The organism is Kibdelosporangium philippinense (genome assembly GCF_021390435.2).
GTDB classification, from domain to species: Bacteria; Actinomycetota; Actinomycetes; order Mycobacteriales; family Pseudonocardiaceae; genus Kibdelosporangium; species Kibdelosporangium philippinense.
The window spans coordinates 1,726,475-1,746,706 of sequence record NZ_JAJVCN010000001.1 but is presented as its reverse complement, the minus strand read 5'-3'; the positions used below and the strand labels follow the sequence as shown (position 1 = coordinate 1,746,706).

Sequence of the window (20,232 nt, the reverse complement as noted above, 5' to 3'; positions counted from 1 at the left end):
ACCTCGTCGAGCAACCGCCCTGGGCTCCCTGAACGCCCAGCATCGCCCATGAATCAGCAAGGCCCAGGTCCTCGCCCACCATCACTCGGTGACAACCAACCCGCAAACCACCCTAATTCAGCGGCCTCCTAGACCACCTTGCGCCGCGCGTAAGCACGGGCGGCGCGCACCCGGTCACCGCAACGCGTGGAGCACCAGTGCCGACGGCCGTGCCGCAACAGGTAGCGGATGCACGGCGGCGAATCGCACGTAATGAGCGACTCCGCGTCAGGACCGGTGAGCAGGTCGGCCGCATTGGCCGCCAGGGCCGCGAGCGCACGGTCAAGAATCTCGTTGGTAGGACAGGGCGTCGCGCGGTACGGACCGCTCTTCTCGTCCCAATACAGCAGTGCTGCCGTAGGCACCCGACTCAGCGCGTCATTGACGGCCGCGAGCGCCGCTGGCAACGCCGTCAGCCCGGCGACGCGCGCGGCGAACAGGGACCTGAGGTGCTCGCGTAGCGACCGTAGCTGCGCCGCGCACATCTCCTGTACGCCCGCGTCGGCTGGAGCCAGTCCGTGCTCGGTGAGCCACTCGTTCACGCCTTCGGGAGTGCCAAGGAAGTCGATGAACTGCCCGCCAGGCAAGGCGATCGTGCTGTTGACGAAGTCCAGAGCTGGGTATCGCTCGGCTCCAGGCGCGGGTGGCAACACAGTTCTCATGGTAAAGCTTGCGCCTATCCGTGAGAAACCACTAACGTTCTCACGGATAGTTCATCATTCATCCATGAGGAGTCCCCTGTGGTGTCTGTGCGCGTGTTCGGCGGCCCAACCGCTCTGTTCGAGTACGGAGGACTGCGGTTCCTGACCGACCCCACCTTCGACCCGCCCGGCGACTACGCGCGGGATGGGCGCAGGGGCCTGACGAAGACCGCGCCGCCGTCAGGAACCGTCACTCAGGTCGACGTCGTCCTGCTGTCCCACGACGAGCACCCCGACAACCTCGACAACTCCGGCCGGGCGCTGCTGACCACCGTCCCGCTCACCCTCACCACACCCACCGGCGCGCAACGACTGGGAAACAAGGCAAAAGGCCTGGCCGACTGGGAATCGGTCGAACTCAAAGGCGGCATCACCGTGACCGGCGTGCCCGCCATCCACGGCCCAGGGCGGCGTGCGGACGTCGAACCGATCACCGGCCAGGTCGTCGGATTCGTCCTGACCGGAGACGGGTTGCCAACGGTCTACGTCAGCGGTGACAACGCCTCGCTTGACGCGGTTCGCGAGATCGTCGACCGCTTCGGCCCCGTGGACACCGCGATCCTGTTCGCTGGCGCACCCCGCATACCGGTCCTGTTCGACGGCGAGCCACTCGTGCTCGACAGCGCACAAGCAGCCGAGGCCGCCAAGATCCTGGGCGCGAGCCGCTCGGTGGTCATCCACTGCGACAGCTGGGCCCACTTCACCGAAGGCCGTGACAACGTGGTCGCCGCGTTCACCGCAGCAGGCCTGATCGACCGTTTGGACATCGGCTGACCATGTCGGTTCAAGCCCCCACACAGCGCCGCATCCTGACGGTGTTGGTCGCCGCACAGGTGCTGAGCGGAGTGGGACTGACGGCGGGCGTGGCATACGGCGGTTTGCTCACCCAAGACATGCTCGGCACAACGAGCCTTGTCGGGTTGTCCAGCGCGGCGTCGACGGCCGGTGCCGCGCTGGCCGCGGTGGCAATAGGCCGCATCTCCCAGGCCCACGGCCGCCCCGGCCTCGCCGCTGGATATCTGACCGGAGCCGTCGGCAGCCTTGGCGTCGTAGCGGCCGCCGTCGTGGATAGCGCCGCGATGCTGTTGCTCGCGTTGTTCGTCTACGGCGTCGGCATGGCGACAAACCTACAGGCGCGCTACGCCGGTGCGGACCAGGCCGCTCCAACCCGCCGTGCACGCGCCGTATCGACCGCGCTCGTCGCCACGACTGTCGGCGGCATGGTCGGCCCCAATCTCGCGACGCTTACGAGCGAACTCACCGACCGTCTGGGCATCCCGTACTTAGCCGGACCGTTCGTGCTCGCAAGCATTGCTTACGCGACGGCGGCGCTGATACTCATCATCTGGCTCCGCCCCGATCCGCTCTTGCTGGCTTCCCACACCACCCCGTCACGCCCGACGCCCGAAGGACAGGGCCTGCTGTTCGGGGCATCGATCATGGCACTCACCCAACTGGTCATGGTCGCGGTGATGACGATGACGCCCGTCCACATACACAACCATGGCCACGGCACGGCCGCCTCGGGCTTCGTCATCGCCGTCCACATCGGCGCGATGTACCTGCCATCCCCGTTGACGGGCTGGCTCGTCGACCGCTACGGGCCGCGAAAGATCGCCGCCGCGTCCGGCTTGACCTTGCTGGCGGCCGGAATCGTCGCAGCCAGCGTGCCGGACGACGCCATCCTCCAGTTCGCGGTGGCCCTCGCCCTGCTCGGCATCGGCTGGAACTTCGGACTGGTCAGCGGCACCGCGGTGATCGCCGACGCGGCCCCTACGTCCACTCGCGCCAAGGTTCAAGGCACGGTCGATGTCTCCGTCGCGATCGCGGCCGCAACCGGCGGAATGGCCTCAGGACTCGTCGTCACCGCCGCCAGCTACCCGTTCTTGGCCCTCAGCAGCGGCATCCTGGCCATCGCCATCGTCCCCGCTGCCATCCACAGCCGGACCTTCTAAGATCCTCCCGGCATTCAACGCCAATGCCAGGAACTTAACCAAGTCCGCGGGCTGACCGCTTCCGAGCACCTTAAGGTCCACTAAGGACAAAAAATCGCCTCATCAGCCACACATGTCACACCAGCCCCACCTACCACGGAACGCAACGCCGTGAAGGCCACCTTCACGGCGTTCAACCTGGATTCACCGTTGATCTTGGGTTGTGGTCGTGGTGGTGGGTGGTTGTGGTGGTGGGCTGGTGGTGTGTGGTGTGGTCGTGTGGGAGTTGCTGGTCTGCCCAGCTTTTCCACTGTGGTCTTTCGGGTTGGGCCTGGTCAGGCGGGTGGTTAGGGGTTCAGGCGGGGTGGGGTGGGGCGTGGATGGTGGTGAACAGGTGGGTGAAGTCGGTGGCCCAGGGCCAGTCTTGTGGTAGTCGCAGGGTGATGTGGCGGGCGGTGCGGGTGACGCGGGCGGCGATGGTGATCAACCGGCGGCGCAGGGTGGTCAGCCGTGTTCGGGCGTGGGCAGGGCCGGCCAGGCAGGCGGTGGCGCGCAGGAGGTTGTGGGTCAGGGCGGCCAGGGACAGCCAGGCGGCGTTGGCGGCGAACAGTCCGGACGGGAAGTGGGCCAGCGGGCCGGCCGCGAGTTCGGCGAAGACGTGTTCGATCGCGCCACTGCGTTGGTCGTGCAGACGCCAGGCGGTGGCCGTGTCGAAGCCGGCCGTGTCGGGCTCGGTGGTGTCGGGCTCGGTGGTGGCGGGCCTGGTGGTGGTGGGTGGGAGGTTGGTGAACACCGCGTGGTAGCGCCAGGCTGGGAACAACTCGCCCTGCTCGTCGCGGGTGGTGATCCGGGTCCGGCGGACCAGTAGCCGGGCGGTGGTTTTCTGGCCGGGATTGACGGTCGGGTTGGTGAACGCGGTATGGCTGGTCTCGGCGATCTGGGCGGTGTGGATCAGCTGTCCGGTGTGCGGGTCGAGGACCGGGTCGCGGTAGGTGTGCTGCTGCCAGGCGTGCTCGGTGATCGCGTCGATCGCCGTGCGGATCGCGGAATGTTGTGGGGCGGTGATGGAGAACCAGACCCCTTCCCGCGCCAGCATCGTGATCAATTCCCCGACATAGAACCCGGAATCGCCGCGTACCAGCAGCGGCCCGGTCGCGCCCGCGGCGCGGGCGGTGCCCAGCGCGCGGCGGGCCAGCGAGCTCACCGCCCGGCGGGTATCGGCGTTGCCGCCCCGTAACCGGGTCGCCACGATCACCGGCCTGCCCGCCGCTGTGGTCAGGGCCGCGGCCAGCGTGTTCAACCCCAACACCCCGGTATAGCCGAACGCGGCCCCGTCTTTGCCCCGCCCGTAGACCTGACTGATTTTCGAGTCCAGATCCAGCAACCCCAACCGGTCGGCCCCCGCCAGCAGCGGCGTCAGCTCCGCCAAGCGGGCCAGCAGCCGGGCGGAGAGTTTCTCCAGCTGAGCGACATGACCCATGCTGAACCAGCGCAGAAACGTGCCCACAGTGGACGATGCGCGGATCCCGCTGAACAACCCCGCCATCCCACCATGCCGCACCAGGTCCAGATCACTGATCGAGTCCGCGCCCGCGGCCATCCCGGCCACGATCGAGCTGATCTTCGCGCCCGCGTTCGCCCCCACCGAACCACCCAGCCGCACCAGCTCACCGGCCAGATCCGACAACCCCGCATCCTCGGCCAGCCGCATCACCGCCACCACACCCGCGTGCGACACCAACCCCGGATCGTCGAACCTCACCGACACCGCGCCACGCGTATGCGATGCTCTCACTCAGCAGATGCCCTCTCACTCGGACCGATATGTTTCTCTCGTAAGAACAATCGTCCCAAGTCAGAGGGCATCTGCCCGTTCACGACACGACCAACCCACCAAGATCTTCGGTGAATCCAGGTTCAACGCACCCAACTCGGCCCTCACACCCCTGAACGCCACGCCACGCCAAGCCCTCGCCAGCCAGCCCCAGCACCGGCCTACCCGTGCCAGCCGCAAAACATTCACAGGTCAACGGCCCGTGCCCGCCTCAAGTCTCGACCAAGGCCAGGCCCAAGTTACTGGCATGCGCGAGGGCCTCCCTTGGCGCGTTCAACGCCGCAAGGGTGGCCTTCACGGCATGAGACAGAGCTCTGCCCGCCGCCGGGCTAGACCTCCGTACGTGGGCGCAGTTCGGCCAGGCTCTTGAGCCACAGCATGGACTTGTGCGCGGCGTGAATACGCTCGCTCTCGCCAACCAGCTTCAGGCCTTCATCGGCGATCTCGCCGAACGCCCCGAGGCTGTCCAACTTGCGCTGGATGACCTTGTGCCACGCGTCGTCCTCGATGCGGTAGTACGCCGTCCGGTCCCCCAACCGACGGGTCCGCCGGACCAGCCCGACGCTGGTCAGGAACCGCATATTCGATGTCAGCGAGGCTCGTGAGGCCCGGATCGCGTCCGCTATCTCCCCCGCTGACTGCTCCGCCGGGTCGCAGACCATCAGCCAGCCGACGATACGGCCGGTGATCGGGGGCATGCCCCACTCTTCCACCAGGAACTCAGTCACTCGCTCGACCCAGGCTACGAGCTCGTCGTTGGCCGCCATGCCACCCCCAGTTAAACGTCCTACCTCACGGTAGACCTGCTGGGATGCCGGCAAAACATCGTTCAACCACGGCTTAAACCGGATGGAAGCAATATGCACGCATTGTCCGCTGTGACCAATGCGACCCGATCCGGGCCGTGGCCTTGGGCACCATTCGATTGCAGTCCTCGAGCGTGGGTACTCCACTGTTACCGCAGGACAAACGGTTTCAATCCGGGCATAGCCGACTAGCAGAGATCAACCACACAAGCAACGCCAAGTGTGACAATTCGTCACTTTGAGTGATGTGACTGTACACACCGACCAGGACGCTCGTACGGATTGTATGCTGTAGGCAGTCGACAAAGATGATCGATGAAAGCGAAAAGGAGTGAAGGTCAGATGAGCAGGATCCGGGAGATCTTCGAGACTCTCGCCAGCGGTCCGTTGGGCGCTTCGGCGGACGGCGGCAAGCTCGGTGTGGGACTCACGGCCGCCATGGCGCGCGCCGAGCGGGATCTCTCCGTTGAGGTCGAGACCTACCTGCGTGACACCAAGAAGGCAGACGCCAAGGCAGTTTGACAAGCACTGCCCTGACGTCCACCTCTTCTGTTTACCGCGTGTCAGTCAGCCGCTGAGACGGTCACTGACTCGGGTTCCGTTTCCTTCGGTTGCCGCCGAACCTTGAGCAAGCTCGCCACCGTCGTCACCGCCAGTGTGCCGAGAATGATGCCGAGCGAGACCAAGATGGGAATTTCCGGAGCCCAGCTCACACCGTCGTGGTGCAGAGCCTCGAACACGAGCTTCACGCCAATGAAGGCGAGAACGATCGACAGCCCCTTGCTGAGGTAGACGAGCTTGTCGAGCAAGCCGCCGATCAGGAAGTAGAGCTGGCGAAGGCCCATCAGGGCGAACGCGTTCGCGGTGAACACCAGATACGGCTCTTTGGTGAGGCCGAAGATGGCCGGGATCGAGTCAAGGGCGAAGAGCAAGTCGGTCGTGCCGATGGCGATCATCACGATCAGCATCGGGGTGACCATCTTGCGCCCGTCGATCCGGGTGGTCATCCTGGCGCCATCGTAGGAGTCCGTGGCTGGCAGGAATTTCTTGGCTATACGGAGAACCGCGTTCTCTTTGAACTCTTCCTCGTCGTCGTCCTGGTGGCGAATCAGCTTCCAGGCCGTGTAGATGAGGAAGGCGCCAAAGATGTAGAACAGCCAGTCGAATCGGGAGACGGCCTGGGCACCCACTGCGATGAAGAGGCCCCTCATCAGCAGTGCCAGGACGATCCCGATCGACAGCACCTTCTGCTGGAACTGCTTCGGTACAGCGAAGGCACCCATGATGATGATGAAGACGAACAGGTTGTCCACCGAGAGCGAATACTCGGTGATCCAGCCTGCGAAGAACTCACCACCACTCTGTCCACCCGCGAACAGGGTCACGCCGAGTCCGAAAAGGACAGCGAGACCGACGTACGCGGACACCCACAAGGTGCATTCCCGCATGGAGGGTTTCCGCGGATTGCGCGACACAAGATAGAAGTCGAACAGGATCATTGCGGACAGACCGGCCACTGTGACCAGCCATACCCATGTGGGGATGTTCATCGGGCTTTGCTCGCCTCCCGCCTGCGTTTACGGGCCTCTCGCGCCTCCCACATGACACGCGCATGTGAGGCGTAGCGTTCATAGACCCGCAAGGCAGCGGGGTTATGTTCGGACAACCGGCGCCACCACTGTGGAGCCAGGCGTTCGTGCATCCAGAGGAACCCGAACGCGAATCCCGCGCTGATCAACCCTTGGTATGCGAGGAAACCAAGGACATCGGGCGGGAAGCCGGGTTCTCCGGTCAGCACCAGGCGGGTCAGTACCTCCTGCGAGAGCCTCGCGAGGGGGAAACCGATCAGCCAGAACAAGAAGGCGGGCGCGAACTGACCGATCCGCACCTTGCCGAGCGCCACGAGGACACTGTAGACCGCACCGAGCACCCCGAGCGGCACTCCGAGGGTCAGCATCGCCACCATCGCCCAGCCGATCGGCTGACCGACGATCCCGGCCATCAAACCCGCCGCGGCGCCAGCGAAGAAGCCGACGGCGAAGCCGGGAAGGCCCAGTTGCGCCAACTCGCGTACTCGTGCGGTCTCCATCGGCTAGATCACCACCCCGAACTGGATCAGGCTGAAGAACAACATGCCGAGGTAGAACACCGCACCGAAACCGATGATGAGGTTGGTGTACCACTTCGGACGGATCGGCTTCGGCAGCATCTTGTTGTTCACCAACAGAAGCACCACGCAGTAGGCACCCATCGCGAACGCGGAGAGGAACGCGAGGATGTCCAGCACGGCCTCTGGTCCTTCGGCGATGCCGGAGACCAGCGTGATGATGCCGAACACGATCAGACCCCAGAGGAAGCCCGCGTACAGGTGCGACATCTTGAACCGCTTGGCGCCCTTGACGAAGTTGTACGTCATGTCCGCCTGGCCACGCGAGAACGAGTCGAACAGACCAAGGGTCGCGTTCATACCGATCAGCGCGATGAATCCGAAGAAGACAGTGCCGAGCACCGGACCACCCGCCTGCGCGAACGCAGCCGACATGGCATCGAGTGCGGCACCTCGGTCGTCACCCTCGATCAGCGTGCGGACGTCTGGGTTAGCCCTCGCGGCCGACTGAGCGAGCACGGTGAACGAAACGGTGACGAGCATCGTGATGCCCCAGAAGAGAAGCAGCGCGTCGAAGGTGACCCAGCGCCGCCACCCTTTCCACTTGCGCATCTCGTCCGGGTTGTCCGTGTCGAACATGAACCCGCGGTTGGGCATCTCCTCTTCTTCGCCGGAGTGCCGCAGTCCCCTGATCTTCGGGATGTGCGCGCCCATACCGGCGCCACTGTCCCGCAGGTGCAGGGTGTACCACATCTGCTGCATTCCGGACGGGCCCGCGAACGCGATGGATCCCACCACGACCGGGAACCATGCCGAGGTCATCATCTCGGACGGGAAGTAGCCGATGCTGAACATCCCGCTGATGGTGCTGGTCAGGTCACTCCAGCTACCCACCATCGACGCGATCACGGCGGTACCGACGACAAGCAGGCCGATCAGGATCGCGAGCACGTTCTCAAGCAGGTTGTAGACGACCCTGGCGAGGCTGAACAGAATGCCCACCAGGACCAGGCCAACGCAGGCCGACACAACCCAAGGTATGCCCGTTATCTCTTCGAACGCCGCCGCTCCGGCGGATAGGTGGCCTGGCCAGATATAGACCAGGATCGCCACACCGAAGAAGAACCACATGATCGGTTTGAAGACGCGAGCCGCACCGGTGAAGATGCTCTCGCCTGTCGCCATCGCGTAGCGCGCCATCTCGAGCATCACCACTGCCTGCAGGGTGACACCGACTAGGAACAGCCACCTGATGTCGGGGCCGAAGACCAGCACCAGCCTCGGCCACATATACGACTCGCCCATGCCGACACCGAGCGCCACCAAGAACACTGTCGGTCCCAACAGGTGGATCGACGGCGGCGCTTCTGGCAATGGGCGGATAGGCATGGGATCGAGCCGACCGGCCCGCCACACTCTCTCCTCGCCGGCGACTACATTCGGCCCGGCTGCCGGGGTTTTCGAGGTCTCCATCTCAGACCCCTCTCCTTTGAGGAATATCGATGTACTTCCCGGTCGGACAACCCCTGTGCTACTTGCCCCTTCTACCTCGAAGCGGGTACTTCGTGTCAAGAGCCGGAAGTACCCGCCGCGAGGAGCTTTACTACTGAACGGTTGTCAGCCGAGCAGTCCTGCCGCCCTGGCCCACCGATACTTGGCGCCAAGTACAGCCACCGGCTTCTCGGTGGTGTACGGGTACGCCACAATGCGCCTGTCGTACAGGTATTCGCAAGCGCGTTCCACTTCGACGTCACCGGCGAGTGATGCCACGACCGGCTTGTCGATGCCCTTCGCCCTGGCCTCCTCAACCACTCGCGCGGTCAACTCGGCGAACACCATAGGGGGTGTGACAATGGTGTGCCAGTAGCCGAGAATCAGCGAGTGGATCCTGGGGTCCTCAAGTCCCAGGCGGATGGTGGCCTCGTACGTTGACGGCGGTTCACCACCGGTGATGTCGATCGGGTTGCCCGCCGCACCGAACGGCGGAATGAACTTGCGGAACGCTTCGTCGAGGTCCGGCGGAATGTCCATCAAGGACAGTCCTTCGGCGACGACGGCGTCCGAAAGTAGCACACCCGAACCACCCGCGCCAGTAATAATTACAACGTTTTCGCCTTGTGGCGTGGGCAGAAGCGGCACGCCACGGGCATACTCCAGCATCTCGTTCAGTCCGGGCGCGCGGATCACGCCGGCCTGCTTGAGGATGTCGTCGTACACCTTGTCGTTACCGGCCAAGGCACCCGTGTGCGAGCTCGCCGCGCGGGCACCCATGTCGGTACGTCCCGCTTTGAGCACGATGACCGGCTTCTTCTTGGTCATCCGCTTCGCCGCGTCGACGAAAGCCCTTCCGTCCTTGAGGTCTTCAAGGTGCATCGCCATGACGTTGGTGTTCTCGTCCTGCTCGAAGTACGTGAGCAGGTCGTCCTCGTCGATGTCGGACTTGTTGCCAAGACCGACGATCGCCGAGACACCCATCTTGGTCGAGCGGGCGAATCCGAGGATCGCCATGCCGATACCGCCGGACTGCGACGTCAGCGCGACGCCACCCTTCACGTCGTACGGCGTGCAGAACGTGGCACACAGGTTCTGCGGCGTGTAGTAGTAGCCGTAGATGTTCGGGCCGAGCATCCGGATGTTGCGCCGCTCGGCGATCTCGACGATCTCGTCCTGCAGCTCGTGGTTTCCGGTCTCGGCGAAGCCGGACGGGATCAGCACGGCTGCCGGGATTCCCTTGTCGCCACACTCTTCCAGCGCGGCGGGCACGAACTTCGCCGGAATGGCGAAGACCGCGACGTCGACGTCACCGGGGATGTCCTTGACCGACTTGTAGGCCTTGCGGCCCATGATCTCGTCGGCCTTCGGGTTGATCGGGTGGATCCCGCCCTGGTAGCCGCCGTTGATCAGGTTCTTCATCACCGAGTTGCCGATCTTGCCATCCTGGTCGGAGGCACCGATCACGGCAACGGCGGTCGGGTTCATCATCTTGGTCATCACCCGCAGGATTTCCTCCTGCGGGATCTGGCGCTTCTGCGGAACCGGTCCGGTCTGCAGGATGATCCGCACGTCCGCGGCCACCGCGCCATCTTTCGATGCGAACACCGGGTTGAGGTCGAACTCGCTGATCTCGGGGAAGTCAGTGACCAGTTCGGACACTCGGCGCAGCACGTCGGCGAGCGTGTCCGCGTCGACGGGGTCGGCTCCACGAGCTCCCTTGAGGACCTCCGCGGCGGCGATGCCGTCCAACATGGACAGAGCCTCGTCCTGCGAAACCGGCGCCAGGCGGAAGGTGACGTCCTTCAGCACCTCGACGAGCACACCGCCGAGTCCGAAAGCGACGACCTTGCCGAACGTCGGGTCGGTCGTCGCACCGATGATGACTTCTTGGCCACCACCGACCATCTGCTGCACCTGAACGCCGTCGATCTGCGCGTCAGCCTTGTAGTTCTTCGCGTTGGCGATGATCTGGTCGAAGCCGGCCCGTGCGGCGTCCGAATCGGACACTCCGACGAGCACGCCGCCTGCCTCGGTCTTGTGCAGGATGTCCGGCGACACGATCTTCAGCACGACCGGGAAGCCGATCTTCTCGGCCAGCGCGACCGCCTCGTCGGCGGTCGCGGCCAGTCCTTCGCCGGGTGTCGGGATGCCATAGGCATCGCAGACGCGCTTGCCCTCAGGGGCGGTCAGCGAATCGCGGCCTTCAGCCCGCACCTTGTCCAGGATCTCCCGGACCGTCTCGGCGTCGTAACTCATGACTCTAGATCACTCCGTTCGCGGAGAGCTCGGTCAGCTCTTCCTCGGCGACGCCCAGTTCCTGGACGTAGATATCCTTGTTGTGTTCGCCGAGCAGCGGTGAGCGCTCGACCTCCGCAACCGAGTCGGACAGCTTGATCGGCATACCGACCGTGGTGAACGTGCCCCGCTGCGGGTGTGGGACATCGACGACCATGTCGTTGGCGCGCAACGACTCGTCCTCGATGATCTCCTTTGTGGACAGGATCGGTCCACACGGGATGTTGTGCTTGTTCAGCATCGCAAGCACGTCGTACTTGCTGTGGTTGATCGACCATTCCTCGATCATCTGGAACATCTTGTCCAGCTTGTTCAGCCTGGCCTCCGGGGTCGCCCACTCGGGGTCCTCGGTCAGGTCGGTCCGGCCGATCAGCTGCGTGATCGGTTCCCAGCCGACGGGCTGCACGATCACGTAGACGTAGTCGTTCGGCCCACCCGGCGCGGTGCGCACCGCCCATCCCGGCTGGCCACCGCCGGAAGCGTTGCCAGAGCGCGGAACCGTGTCGCCGAACTCCTTGTTCGGGTACTCCTTGAGCGGGCCGTGGGCCAGGCGCTGCTGGTCGCGAAGCTTGACGCGGGCCAGGTTGAGCACCGCGTGCTGCATCGCGACCGTCACGCGCTGGCCGCGTCCCGTCTGCTCACGCTGGTACAGCGCGGCAAGAATGCCTGCCACGGCGTGCATACCGGTACCGGAGTCGCCGATCTGCGCGCCCGTGGCAAGCGGCGGGCCGTCTTCGAAGCCGGTCGTGCTCATCGAGCCGCCCATGGCCTGAGCCACGACTTCGTACGCCTTGTAGTGCGTATACGGACCTTCGCCAAAACCCTTGATGGACGCGTAGATCAGGCGCGGGTTGAGCTCCTGGAGCTTCTCCCACGGGAACCCCATCCGGTCCACCGCACCGGGGCCGAAGTTCTCAACCATGATGTCGAACTTGCCGATCATCTGGGTGAAGAGCTCCTTGCCCCGCTCGCTCTTCATGTTCAGCGTGATGCTGCGCTTGTTGCAGTTCAGCATCGTGAAGTAGAGGCTGTCCGCGTCCGGCAGGTCCCGCAGCTGCTTGCGGGTGATGTCGCCGGTCGGAGCCTCCACTTTGACCACATCAGCGCCCAGCCACGCCAGGATCTGGGTGGCGGAGGGCCCTGACTGGACATGAGTGAAGTCCAGGACTCGAACACCGTCTAGTGCTTTGCCCATGACAGTCGATGCCCTCCCTGCTACTTGTACATGGTCTGGTTCATCGTGCCTGGCGCGTAGACCTCGGGGTCCACCCAGACGTTGATCAGCGAGGGCAGCCCGGACTCGCGGGCGCGCAGCAGAGCGGGCCCGATGTCCTTGGGGTCACGCACTTCCTCGCCGTAGCCGCCGAGCATCTTGGCGAACTCGTCGTACTTGACGTCGCCGAGGGTGTTGCCGACGCGGCCGCGGTCAGCGCCGTACTTGGCGATCTGGCCGTAGCGGATCTGGTTCATCGACGAGTTGTTGCCGACGATGCCGACGAACGGAAGGTTGTAGCGCACAAGGGTTTCGAAGTCCCAACCGGTCAGCGAGAAGGCGCCGTCACCGAACAGGGCGACGACCTCCTTGTCCGGGCGGGCGTACTTCGCCGCGAGGACGAAGGGAATGCCGACGCCGAGCGTCCCGAGTGGACCCGGGTCCATCCAGTGCCCCGGCGACTTCGGCTGCACGACCTGGCCGGAGAACGTGACGATGTCGCCGCCGTCACCGATGTAGATGGAGTCCTCGGTGAGGAACTCGTTGATCTCGTGCACAAGGCGGTACGGGTCGATCGGGGTGGCATCGGAGTGCTGACGCGGCAAGCGCTTCTGGTACGCGGCGTCCTCGACGCCCCGCAGCTCCTCGAGCCACGCCTTGCGGTTGGCGGCACCGGTCGAGGTGCGGCCGGACGCGGCCTGGGTGACCGCGGCGAGAACGGCGCCGGCGTCACCGACGATGCCGAGGTCGATGTCGCGGTTCTTGCCGACCGTGCGGTAGTCAAGGTCGATCTGCACGACCGTGGCCGACGGCGAAAGCCGCTTGCCGTAACCCATCCGGAAGTCGAACGGGGTGCCGACGATGATGATCAGGTCCGAGTTCTGGAACGCGTAGCGGCGCGCCAGCTGCAAGTGGTGCGGGTCGCCAGGAGGCAACGTGCCGCGGCCAGAACCGTTCATGAAAGCCGGGATGTTCAGCGTGCGAACGAAGTCGATCGCGTCGTCGCTGCCCCGAGTGGTCCAGACCTGGCTGCCGAGCAGCACACAGGGCTTCTCGGAGTGCACGATCAGGTCCGCGAGGCGCTCGATGTCGGCAGGGTCGCCGATCGAACGGGTCGAGGCGCGGTAGCGGCCTGCCTCGGGGATGCGGGCCTTCTCCAGCGGCACCTTCGCGTCGAGGATGTCGCGGGGGATCTCGAGGAACGAGGGGCCGGGGGCGCCCGCGTTGGCCTCACGGAAGGCCATCGACACCAGGTCGGCGATCCGCGCGGTGTCCGGGATACCCGCGGCGAACTTGGTGATCGGGGTCATCATGTCGACGTGCGGCAGGTCCTGCAGCGAGCCCATCTTGTGCTGGCTCAACGAACCCTGGCCGCCGATCAGCAGCATCGGGCTCTCCGCACGCAACGCGTTCGCGACACCGGTCACCGCGTCGGTGGTTCCGGGTCCCGCGGTGACGACTGCGCAACCGGGCCTGCCGGTGATGCGGGCGTATCCGTCAGCCGCGTGCGCCGCCACCTGCTCGTGGCGTACGTCGACCACTTCAATGCCTTCATCGACACAGCCGTCGTAGATATCGATGATGTGACCGCCGCAGAGCGTGAAGATCACATCGATGCCTTCGGCTTTGAGCGCCTTAGCCACGAGGTGACCACCAGAGATCATCTCGGGCTCAGCGGCACCATTGGTGGCCTCGACACCTGCATTCTCGGGCACCGCCTGGGCCGTTTGTGCCATCTGGTCATCTCCTCGGGTCGCATACTGCATACCGTATGTACTTCATAGTGGACCTCTTAATGTCCCTTTGTCCAGACTTCAATCTCGCCAGTCGACGCCGCGCCAGCGTTCCACCAATGTGGACACTCGGGATGTCGCCTCGGACAAGGACATTCCTCGCCCGACCGCGACTCCGAGTAGATAACAAGTCAGTGGCGCGGCCGAGCCGCCCACGTCTCTCGCGACACAGCGCGCCAAAGTAAAGAGCGCGTGTCTGTCCAGTTCGTCCGGTCCGACACCGAGTTCGGTGACGGCCAGTTCCGTCCACTCGTCAAGGACGCTGCTGTTCTTGTTGACACTGTTGTTCTTGTTCTGTTGTGAAAGTGAAAACTTCACGACCTTCGCCCCTTCCGCAGTCGCCGTTGACTTGCGTCGAGCCGTTCGGTCACCCCCCGCGCGTCCAGCAGTTCCAGCAACGGAACAGCCACTCGCCTGCTCGTCCGCAACGCCGTGCGCACCTCGGCGACCGTGAAGGTCTCCGGCAGTTCGGTCAATACGGCCTTCGCCAGGTCGATCGAGTCCGGCCTCAGGTACACACCATCGGCAAGACGGATCAGCATTCCCCTTGCCACCGCGGCATTCAGGCGCTTGGCCGTCAGGCCGAGCTCGTTGAGGCGCGGTTGTTCCGGCGCGGCAAAGGGTTCCATCGCCAGGTCGTCGATCAGCTTCTCCAGCGCGTCGCGTGGGCCGAGCACAAGGCGCCCACCCAACATACGCACGCCGAGGCCGCGCGACGCCCGCGCCAGCGGCTCGACCAGACGGCGGTCCGGCAACCCAAGCACCTGTGCGGCAATGGGTTTCGGCATCGCCGGGTCCTCGGGGTGGCGTGCGGCGTACTCACGCACAGCCTCGAGCAACGTCTGGCGCAGCTTCTGGAAGCGGTCCGGATCGAACAGCCACTCCCCCACCGATGGCGCGCGCGGCACCGTACAGCCCATAGCCACAAGGTCGCTTCGCCGAACCATCCCGCGCCTGCGCAACTCCTGCATCCCGTCCGTCGTGATGTCCCGTTTGGACAATTCGACGGCACGTTCGACCATCGCGCCACCCAGACGCAGGTCCGGCGGCAGGATGTCCAGGACGGTCACGCCGGCGACGACGAGATGCCGCTGCGGATCGTGCAACAGGCCGGAGTCGCCGATCCGCAGCGGCAATGGCGAGCGCAGCGTCAACCGCGCGACGGACGGACCGAGATGACGGACATGGGCGGGTATTCCAGCCGAACCGATGTGCAAGACCAGTTCTCGCGCGGGCATCCCGGATTTGTCCAGCATCTTGAGCCGGACGTCGATAACGGACACGAATCTCCAGCTGTTGAGCGCGACCAAAGCCTGTCCCCTGCGCATCCGGCGGGGATTGATTCCGTCCACTTTCAAGGCCACCCGGCCGGCACCGGTCACTTCGGTCATCGGCTGTCCGAGTGACTCCAATGACTCAATTCGGACACGGCGCCCGGTCGGCGCGACCACCAATTCATCACCGGTGTGCAAAGTGCCAACCGGAAGCGTCCCTGTGACGACTGTTCCCGCGGTCTCGTCGACCCACAATCGCACCGCGGCGGCCGGGTCGGGCAGCGGCATCCGGTCGGCCAGCCGGTCGAGCGCGTTGCGCAGTTCAGGGATGCCTTCGCCGGTCAAACCGCTGACCACGACCGGTTCGGCCTCCGCGAGCGACGTGCCTGCCAGCTCCGCGCGCGCCCTGCGCAGCGTCGGCAGCGGGTCGGCGAGATCGCTTCTGGTGACGACGAGCAAACCTTGACGAATTCCTAACGCGTGCAGTGCCGCCAAATGCTCACTTGACTGCGGCATCCAGCCCGAGTCGGCGGCCACCACAAGGAGCACCGCGGAGACCGGGCAAATGCCAGTCAAAGCGTCCGCCGCGGGCAAATCGACCAATTCGACCATGCGCCCGGACGGCAATTTCGTCCAGGCCGATCCCAGTGCCGGCGCCATCCCCGTAAGCCGTTCCACCAGTGTCGACTTTCCGTGGTCGGCATGGCCGGCTGTGGCTATCACCCACATCACTCATACCGCCTCACACCAGGCATTCGGCATGCCTCCTCGACACCGTTGACCGAAGGTGTTCATACGGTATACTGAATACACTATCGACGCAAGAACGGAGCCGCCCGTGAGAGTTGCTGTTCTTGGCGCCGGTGCAATCGGCGCGTATGTCGGAGCCGGGCTCCAGCGAGCTGGAGTCGAGGTTCATCTGATCGCCCGTGGAGCTCATCTGCAGGCGATCAAGGCGTCGGGTCTCAAAGTACTGTCTCCTCGCGGAGACTTCGAGGTCCATCCGTACGCTACCGACAACCCAGAAGAGGTCGGGCCAGTCGATCACGTCTTTCTCGGCCTCAAAGCCAACCAGTACGCAGCAGCGGGACCGATGGTCAAGCCGTTGCTGCACGACACAACAACACTGATCACCGCGCAGAACGGCATCCCGTATTGGTACTTCCACGGGTTGCCGGGTCCCTATGAGGGCCACCGGATCGAGAGCGTGGATCCGGGTGGTTCGGTGAGCGAGGCACTACCGGTCCACCGGGCCGTCGGCTGCGTGGTCTACGCCGCCACCGAGATCGAAAAACCAGGGGTGATCCGTCACCTCGAAGGAACGCGGTTCTCGATCGGCGAGCCGGACGGCACGATGTCCGTCCGCTGCAAGGAGTTCTCCGACGCGATGATCGCGGGCGGGCTGAAGTGCCCGGTCGAGGCCGATCTTCGCAACGACATCTGGATCAAGCTGATGGGCAACATCGCGTTCAACCCGATCAGCGCACTGTCGCGGGCCACGATGGCATCGATCTGCCGTCACGACGAGACCCGCGAACTGGTCGTCAGGATGATGACCGAGACCCTCGAGGTTGCCGCCAGCCTCGGGTGCCACCCGAAGATGTCGGTCGAGCGCAGGCTCGCCGGCGCCGAGAAAGCGGGTGAGCACAAGACGTCCACTCTCCAGGATCTGGAGAAGGGCAAGCCCCTCGAGTTGGACGTGATCATCAAGGCGGTAGTGGAGCTGGCCGATCTGACCGGCGTCAAGGTACCCACGTTGCGCACTATCGGCGCGGTGGCTGACCTGTTGAATGAGCAGTTGACCGCCGCCTAATCCCGTTTCGGGTAGCCTTCGGGCCGTGTTGCTGCGTCAGCTCGAGTACCTCGTGGCCTTGGCTCGCGAGGGGCATTTCTCGCGCGCAGCGCAGGCGTGTCACGTTTCGCAACCGTCGCTGTCCGCGGCGATCCGCAAGCTCGAACATGAGCTCGATGTGCCGATCGTCCGCAGGGGTAACAGATACGACGGGCTTACGCCGGAAGGCGAACGGGTGCTCCTCTGGGCGCACCGGATCCTCGCCGAGTGCGAGGAGTTACGACAAGATCTGTCCACAATGGAGAATGGGCTGGCCGGGACGCTCCGAATCGGGGCGATCCCGACCACCCTGACCGTGGCCCCGTTGCTCACCACACCGTTCTGCGCGCGTTACCCACGTGCCAGGGTGTCCATCGAGTCATTGTCCTCGCAGGAGATCGTCCACCGGCTCACCGAGTTCGAACTGGACGTCGGAATGACCTATTTGGACGGTGAGCCACTCGGCCGGGTTCGTACATTCCCCTTGTACGAAGAGAAATACCTGCTGCTCGTGCCAGTGGACCACGAGCTGGCCGAGCAGCAGGTGGTCGGCTGGGCGCAAGCGGCGAAGCAGCCGCTGTGCCTGTTGTCCGAGCAGATGCGCAATCGCCGCATTCTTGACGAGATGTTCGCTTCCGCTGGGGCAATGGCCGTGCCGTCGATCGAGACCGACACGGTGTCGGCGTTGTACGCGCATGTCGCGACCCGTAACTGGTGCAGCGTGATCTCCCACGCGTGGCTGAACATGTTCGGTGTGCCCCAAGGGATGCGTGTGGTTCCTCTTGAACGAATCAGACCGTCGCCGCGGATCGGGCTGGTGATCGCCGACCGGGATCCGGAGCCGATTGTGGCGCGGTCTCTTGTCGATGTCAGCGCGAGCGTGGACGTGCGGGCGGCGCTGGCCGCGCACCTGCGATAGTTTCTACCTCTCGCGGGATAGACAAGTTCGCTTTGACCAGGGTGTCTGGTCGGGAGAACGCTGATGGCATGGCGAAAATCCTCTGCGTTCTCTATGACGACCCGGTGGACGGCTACCCGGCCACGTACGCCCGCGACGACCTCCCGGTGATCGAGCGTTACCCGGACGGCCAGACCCTTCCTTCCCCGAAAGGCGTCGATTTCACGCCGGGGCACTTGCTCGGCAGCGTGACGGGCGAGTTGGGCCTGCGGTCCTATTTGGAATCGCAGGGCCACACTTTGGTCGTGACGTCGGACAAGGACGGCCCCGACTCGGTGTTCGAACGTGAGTTGGTCGACGCGGATGTTGTTATCTCCCAGCCATTCTGGCCCGCGTACCTGACTCCGGAGCGGATCGCGAAGGCGCCGAACCTGAAGCTGGCGGTGACCGCGGGCATCGGCTCGGACCACGTGGACCTGTCGGCGGCGATCGACGCGGGGATCACGGTCGCCGAGGTGACGTACTGCAACTCGATCAGCGTGGCCGAGCACGTGGTGATGATGATCCTCGGGTTGGTGCGCAACTACATCCCGTCGTACAAGATCGTCGTGGACGGGGGCTGGAACATCGCGGACGCGGTGGCCCGGTCCTATGACCTTGAGGGCATGCAGGTCGGAACCGTTGCGGCTGGCCGGATCGGGTTGGCCGTGTTGCGTCGGCTGGCGCCTTTTGACGTGCGACTGCACTACACCGACCGGCACCGCCTGCCAGCCGCGGTTGAGGAGGAGCTGGGTCTGACCTTCCACGCGAGCGCCCAGGAGATGGTGCCGCACCTCGATGTCGTGACAATCAACGCGCCCCTGCACCCGGAGACCGAGGGGCTCTTCGGGGACAAGCTGTTGAGCACGATGAAGCGCGGGGCGTACTTGATCAATACGGCCCGGGGAAAGATCGCCGACCGCGACGCGATCGTGCGGGCCTTGGAGAGCGGCCAGCTGGCAGGATATGCCGGGGATGTGTGGTACCCGCAGCCCGCGCCTGCCGAGCACCCTTGGCGCAGCATGCCCCACCATGGGATGACACCGCATATTTCCGGGTCGTCCCTGTCGGCTCAGGCCCGGTATGCCGCTGGAACCCGGGAAATCCTGGAATCTTGGTTTGACGGAACGCCGATCCGGGATGAGTACCTGATCGTCGACGGCGGCAAGCTCGCCGGGACAGGCGCGCACTCCTACTCAACCAAATAAACCCTCGTGAGTGGTTATCCGTGTTCTAACACGGATAACCACTCACGAGGAGCACGCTGGGAAAACAGGGGCCTGCCGCCATCTCCGGCAGGCCCTTCCGCTATGCCCGCAGGTCCATCGCGTAGGTGCACCCATCCCCGGTGTTGTCGATCTCCGTGAACCCCAGATGCCGGTAGAACCCGATGGCACGGTGGTTCTGCGACCACACCGAAAGGTGCACACCGGGCGAACCCTTGGCCCGCAGGGCGTCGAAAAGCGTCTGCATCAGCCGCCCGCCGACCCCCTGCCCCTGTGTCCGAGGCAACAGGTTGATGTGCAGGTGTGACGGGTACGAGTCCAGGTACTTCTCGGGCGTCCGGAACGGGTGATGGATCGTCCGCATCAGCTTCTCGTCCTCCGAAACCGGCGAAATCGGGTCCGGATACTGCTCCCGAAGCTCCGGCCACCAGTCACGCTCCATCTCCGCCTCGAAGGCCCGAGTGTCCAAAGCGCCGAGGATGAACCCGCTGACACCTTCCGCGTCTTCGGCCACGAACGCAAGTGACGGTTCGAGCACCGCGTACGGGCCCACGAAAATGTGGCCGAGCAGCTGCGGGTCTTCGTGCAACGCGGTGGCGTCCTCGCCCGCGTCCCCGGTCTGCAGACAGATCCGGTACAGGGCGTCGAGGTCATCCAGCCTGCCAGGCCTCACGGTGATCACGGGGACAACTTACTTCGCATACGTAACGCACATGTTCTGTGACCTTACGGATATGCCTGACCGCGT

General features: G+C 64.6%; 18 protein-coding genes. 6 read left to right on the top strand and 12 right to left on the bottom strand.

The window, feature by feature from the left end:
* Window positions 1-128: 128 nt before the first annotated feature.
* Window positions 129-701, bottom strand: coding sequence for a CGNR zinc finger domain-containing protein (locus tag LWC34_RS08060; RefSeq protein ID WP_233724285.1), 573 nt, complete (start codon window positions 699-701; stop codon window positions 129-131).
* An 81-nt stretch (window positions 702-782) separates the two neighbouring features.
* Between LWC34_RS08060 and LWC34_RS08055 the strand changes: the two genes are divergently transcribed.
* Window positions 783-1,514: an MBL fold metallo-hydrolase gene (locus LWC34_RS08055; RefSeq protein ID WP_372496524.1), complete on the top strand. Its 732-nt coding sequence runs from the start codon at window positions 783-785 to the stop codon at window positions 1,512-1,514.
* A 2-nt stretch (window positions 1,515-1,516) separates the two neighbouring features.
* Complete coding sequence (locus LWC34_RS08050; protein ID WP_233724281.1) at window positions 1,517-2,695, top strand: MFS transporter; 1,179 nt, start codon at window positions 1,517-1,519, stop codon at window positions 2,693-2,695.
* A gap of 334 nt (window positions 2,696-3,029) precedes the next feature.
* Here LWC34_RS08050 and LWC34_RS08045 read toward each other — a convergent pair whose 3' ends face one another.
* Both LWC34_RS08045 and LWC34_RS08040 read right to left on the bottom strand, forming a co-directional pair.
* The gene (locus tag LWC34_RS08045; RefSeq protein WP_233724279.1) at window positions 3,030-4,469 is read right to left on the bottom strand and encodes an IS1380 family transposase; all 1,440 of its coding nucleotides are present in this window, start codon (window positions 4,467-4,469) and stop codon (window positions 3,030-3,032) included.
* A gap of 368 nt (window positions 4,470-4,837) precedes the next feature.
* On the bottom strand, window positions 4,838-5,275 hold the full coding sequence (locus tag LWC34_RS08040; protein ID WP_233724278.1) for a GbsR/MarR family transcriptional regulator: 438 nt from the start codon (window positions 5,273-5,275) through the stop codon (window positions 4,838-4,840).
* Between the two features lie 381 nt (window positions 5,276-5,656).
* Here LWC34_RS08040 and LWC34_RS08035 point away from each other — a divergent pair, with 381 nt between their 5' ends.
* On the top strand, window positions 5,657-5,836 hold the full coding sequence (locus LWC34_RS08035) for a hypothetical protein (protein WP_233724276.1): 180 nt from the start codon (window positions 5,657-5,659) through the stop codon (window positions 5,834-5,836).
* A gap of 41 nt (window positions 5,837-5,877) precedes the next feature.
* Here LWC34_RS08035 and LWC34_RS08030 read toward each other — a convergent pair whose 3' ends face one another.
* The 8 genes from LWC34_RS08030 to LWC34_RS07995 form a co-directional block, all read right to left on the bottom strand.
* Window positions 5,878-6,864 (bottom strand): TerC family protein, encoded by a 987-nt coding sequence (locus LWC34_RS08030; RefSeq protein ID WP_233724274.1) that lies wholly within the window; start codon window positions 6,862-6,864, stop codon window positions 5,878-5,880.
* On the bottom strand, window positions 6,861-7,403 hold the full coding sequence (locus LWC34_RS08025; RefSeq protein WP_233724272.1) for a hypothetical protein: 543 nt from the start codon (window positions 7,401-7,403) through the stop codon (window positions 6,861-6,863). The genes LWC34_RS08030 and LWC34_RS08025 overlap by 4 nt, the downstream gene beginning before the upstream one ends.
* A gap of 3 nt (window positions 7,404-7,406) precedes the next feature.
* Window positions 7,407-8,894: an Nramp family divalent metal transporter gene (locus LWC34_RS08020; RefSeq protein ID WP_233724270.1), complete on the bottom strand. Its 1,488-nt coding sequence runs from the start codon at window positions 8,892-8,894 to the stop codon at window positions 7,407-7,409.
* A gap of 144 nt (window positions 8,895-9,038) precedes the next feature.
* Complete coding sequence (locus LWC34_RS08015; RefSeq protein WP_233724268.1) at window positions 9,039-11,171, bottom strand: acetate--CoA ligase family protein; 2,133 nt, start codon at window positions 11,169-11,171, stop codon at window positions 9,039-9,041.
* Between the two features lie 4 nt (window positions 11,172-11,175).
* Window positions 11,176-12,405 (bottom strand): formyl-CoA transferase, encoded by a 1,230-nt coding sequence (gene frc / locus LWC34_RS08010; protein WP_233724267.1) that lies wholly within the window; start codon window positions 12,403-12,405, stop codon window positions 11,176-11,178.
* A 20-nt stretch (window positions 12,406-12,425) separates the two neighbouring features.
* Window positions 12,426-14,159, bottom strand: a complete 1,734-nt coding sequence (locus tag LWC34_RS08005) for a thiamine pyrophosphate-binding protein (RefSeq protein WP_372496440.1) — start codon at window positions 14,157-14,159, stop codon at window positions 12,426-12,428.
* 78 nt (window positions 14,160-14,237) lie between these two features.
* A complete protein-coding gene (locus LWC34_RS08000; protein ID WP_233724266.1) occupies window positions 14,238-14,534 on the bottom strand; it encodes a DUF6457 domain-containing protein in 297 nt (98 codons plus the stop codon).
* Complete coding sequence (locus LWC34_RS07995) at window positions 14,531-16,102, bottom strand: selenocysteine-specific translation elongation factor (protein WP_233724265.1); 1,572 nt, start codon at window positions 16,100-16,102, stop codon at window positions 14,531-14,533. Before LWC34_RS07995 ends, LWC34_RS08000 begins: the two co-directional genes overlap by 4 nt.
* 226 nt (window positions 16,103-16,328) lie before the next feature.
* Here LWC34_RS07995 and LWC34_RS07990 point away from each other — a divergent pair, with 226 nt between their 5' ends.
* The 3 genes from LWC34_RS07990 (at window position 16,329) to LWC34_RS07980 (ending at window position 19,466) form a co-directional block, all read left to right on the top strand.
* On the top strand, window positions 16,329-17,303 hold the full coding sequence (locus tag LWC34_RS07990) for a 2-dehydropantoate 2-reductase (protein ID WP_233724264.1): 975 nt from the start codon (window positions 16,329-16,331) through the stop codon (window positions 17,301-17,303).
* A gap of 25 nt (window positions 17,304-17,328) precedes the next feature.
* Window positions 17,329-18,240 carry a LysR family transcriptional regulator gene (locus tag LWC34_RS07985; protein ID WP_233724263.1) on the top strand — a complete coding sequence of 304 codons (912 nt, stop codon included), beginning with the start codon at window positions 17,329-17,331 and terminating at the stop codon, window positions 18,238-18,240.
* A gap of 68 nt (window positions 18,241-18,308) precedes the next feature.
* Window positions 18,309-19,466, top strand: coding sequence for an NAD-dependent formate dehydrogenase (locus tag LWC34_RS07980; protein ID WP_233724261.1), 1,158 nt, complete (start codon window positions 18,309-18,311; stop codon window positions 19,464-19,466).
* Between the two features lie 100 nt (window positions 19,467-19,566).
* Here the strand turns inward: LWC34_RS07980 and LWC34_RS07975 are convergent, their stop codons facing one another.
* Window positions 19,567-20,166: a GNAT family N-acetyltransferase gene (locus tag LWC34_RS07975; RefSeq protein WP_233724259.1), complete on the bottom strand. Its 600-nt coding sequence runs from the start codon at window positions 20,164-20,166 to the stop codon at window positions 19,567-19,569.
* Window positions 20,167-20,232: the final 66 nt, after the last annotated feature.

Excerpts from the sequence above, each read along its gene's own strand:
- LWC34_RS08060 (WP_233724285.1), bottom strand. The coding sequence starts at position 701 with ATGAGAACTGTGTTGCCACCCGCGCCTGGAGCCGAGCGATACCCAGCT.
- LWC34_RS08050 (WP_233724281.1), top strand. The coding sequence starts at position 1,517 with ATGTCGGTTCAAGCCCCCACACAGCGCCGCATCCTGACGGTGTTGGTC.
- LWC34_RS08040 (WP_233724278.1), bottom strand. The coding sequence starts at position 5,275 with ATGGCGGCCAACGACGAGCTCGTAGCCTGGGTCGAGCGAGTGACTGAG.
- LWC34_RS08035 (WP_233724276.1), top strand. The coding sequence starts at position 5,657 with ATGAGCAGGATCCGGGAGATCTTCGAGACTCTCGCCAGCGGTCCGTTG.
- LWC34_RS08030 (WP_233724274.1), bottom strand. The coding sequence starts at position 6,864 with ATGAACATCCCCACATGGGTATGGCTGGTCACAGTGGCCGGTCTGTCC.
- LWC34_RS08025 (WP_233724272.1), bottom strand. The coding sequence starts at position 7,403 with ATGGAGACCGCACGAGTACGCGAGTTGGCGCAACTGGGCCTTCCCGGC.
- LWC34_RS08020 (WP_233724270.1), bottom strand. The coding sequence starts at position 8,894 with ATGGAGACCTCGAAAACCCCGGCAGCCGGGCCGAATGTAGTCGCCGGC.
- LWC34_RS08015 (WP_233724268.1), bottom strand. The coding sequence starts at position 11,171 with ATGAGTTACGACGCCGAGACGGTCCGGGAGATCCTGGACAAGGTGCGG.
- frc (WP_233724267.1), bottom strand. The coding sequence starts at position 12,405 with ATGGGCAAAGCACTAGACGGTGTTCGAGTCCTGGACTTCACTCATGTC.
- LWC34_RS08005 (WP_372496440.1), bottom strand. The coding sequence starts at position 14,159 with ATGGCACAAACGGCCCAGGCGGTGCCCGAGAATGCAGGTGTCGAGGCC.
- LWC34_RS07995 (WP_233724265.1), bottom strand. The coding sequence starts at position 16,102 with ATGGTCGAATTGGTCGATTTGCCCGCGGCGGACGCTTTGACTGGCATT.
- LWC34_RS07980 (WP_233724261.1), top strand. The coding sequence starts at position 18,309 with ATGGCGAAAATCCTCTGCGTTCTCTATGACGACCCGGTGGACGGCTAC.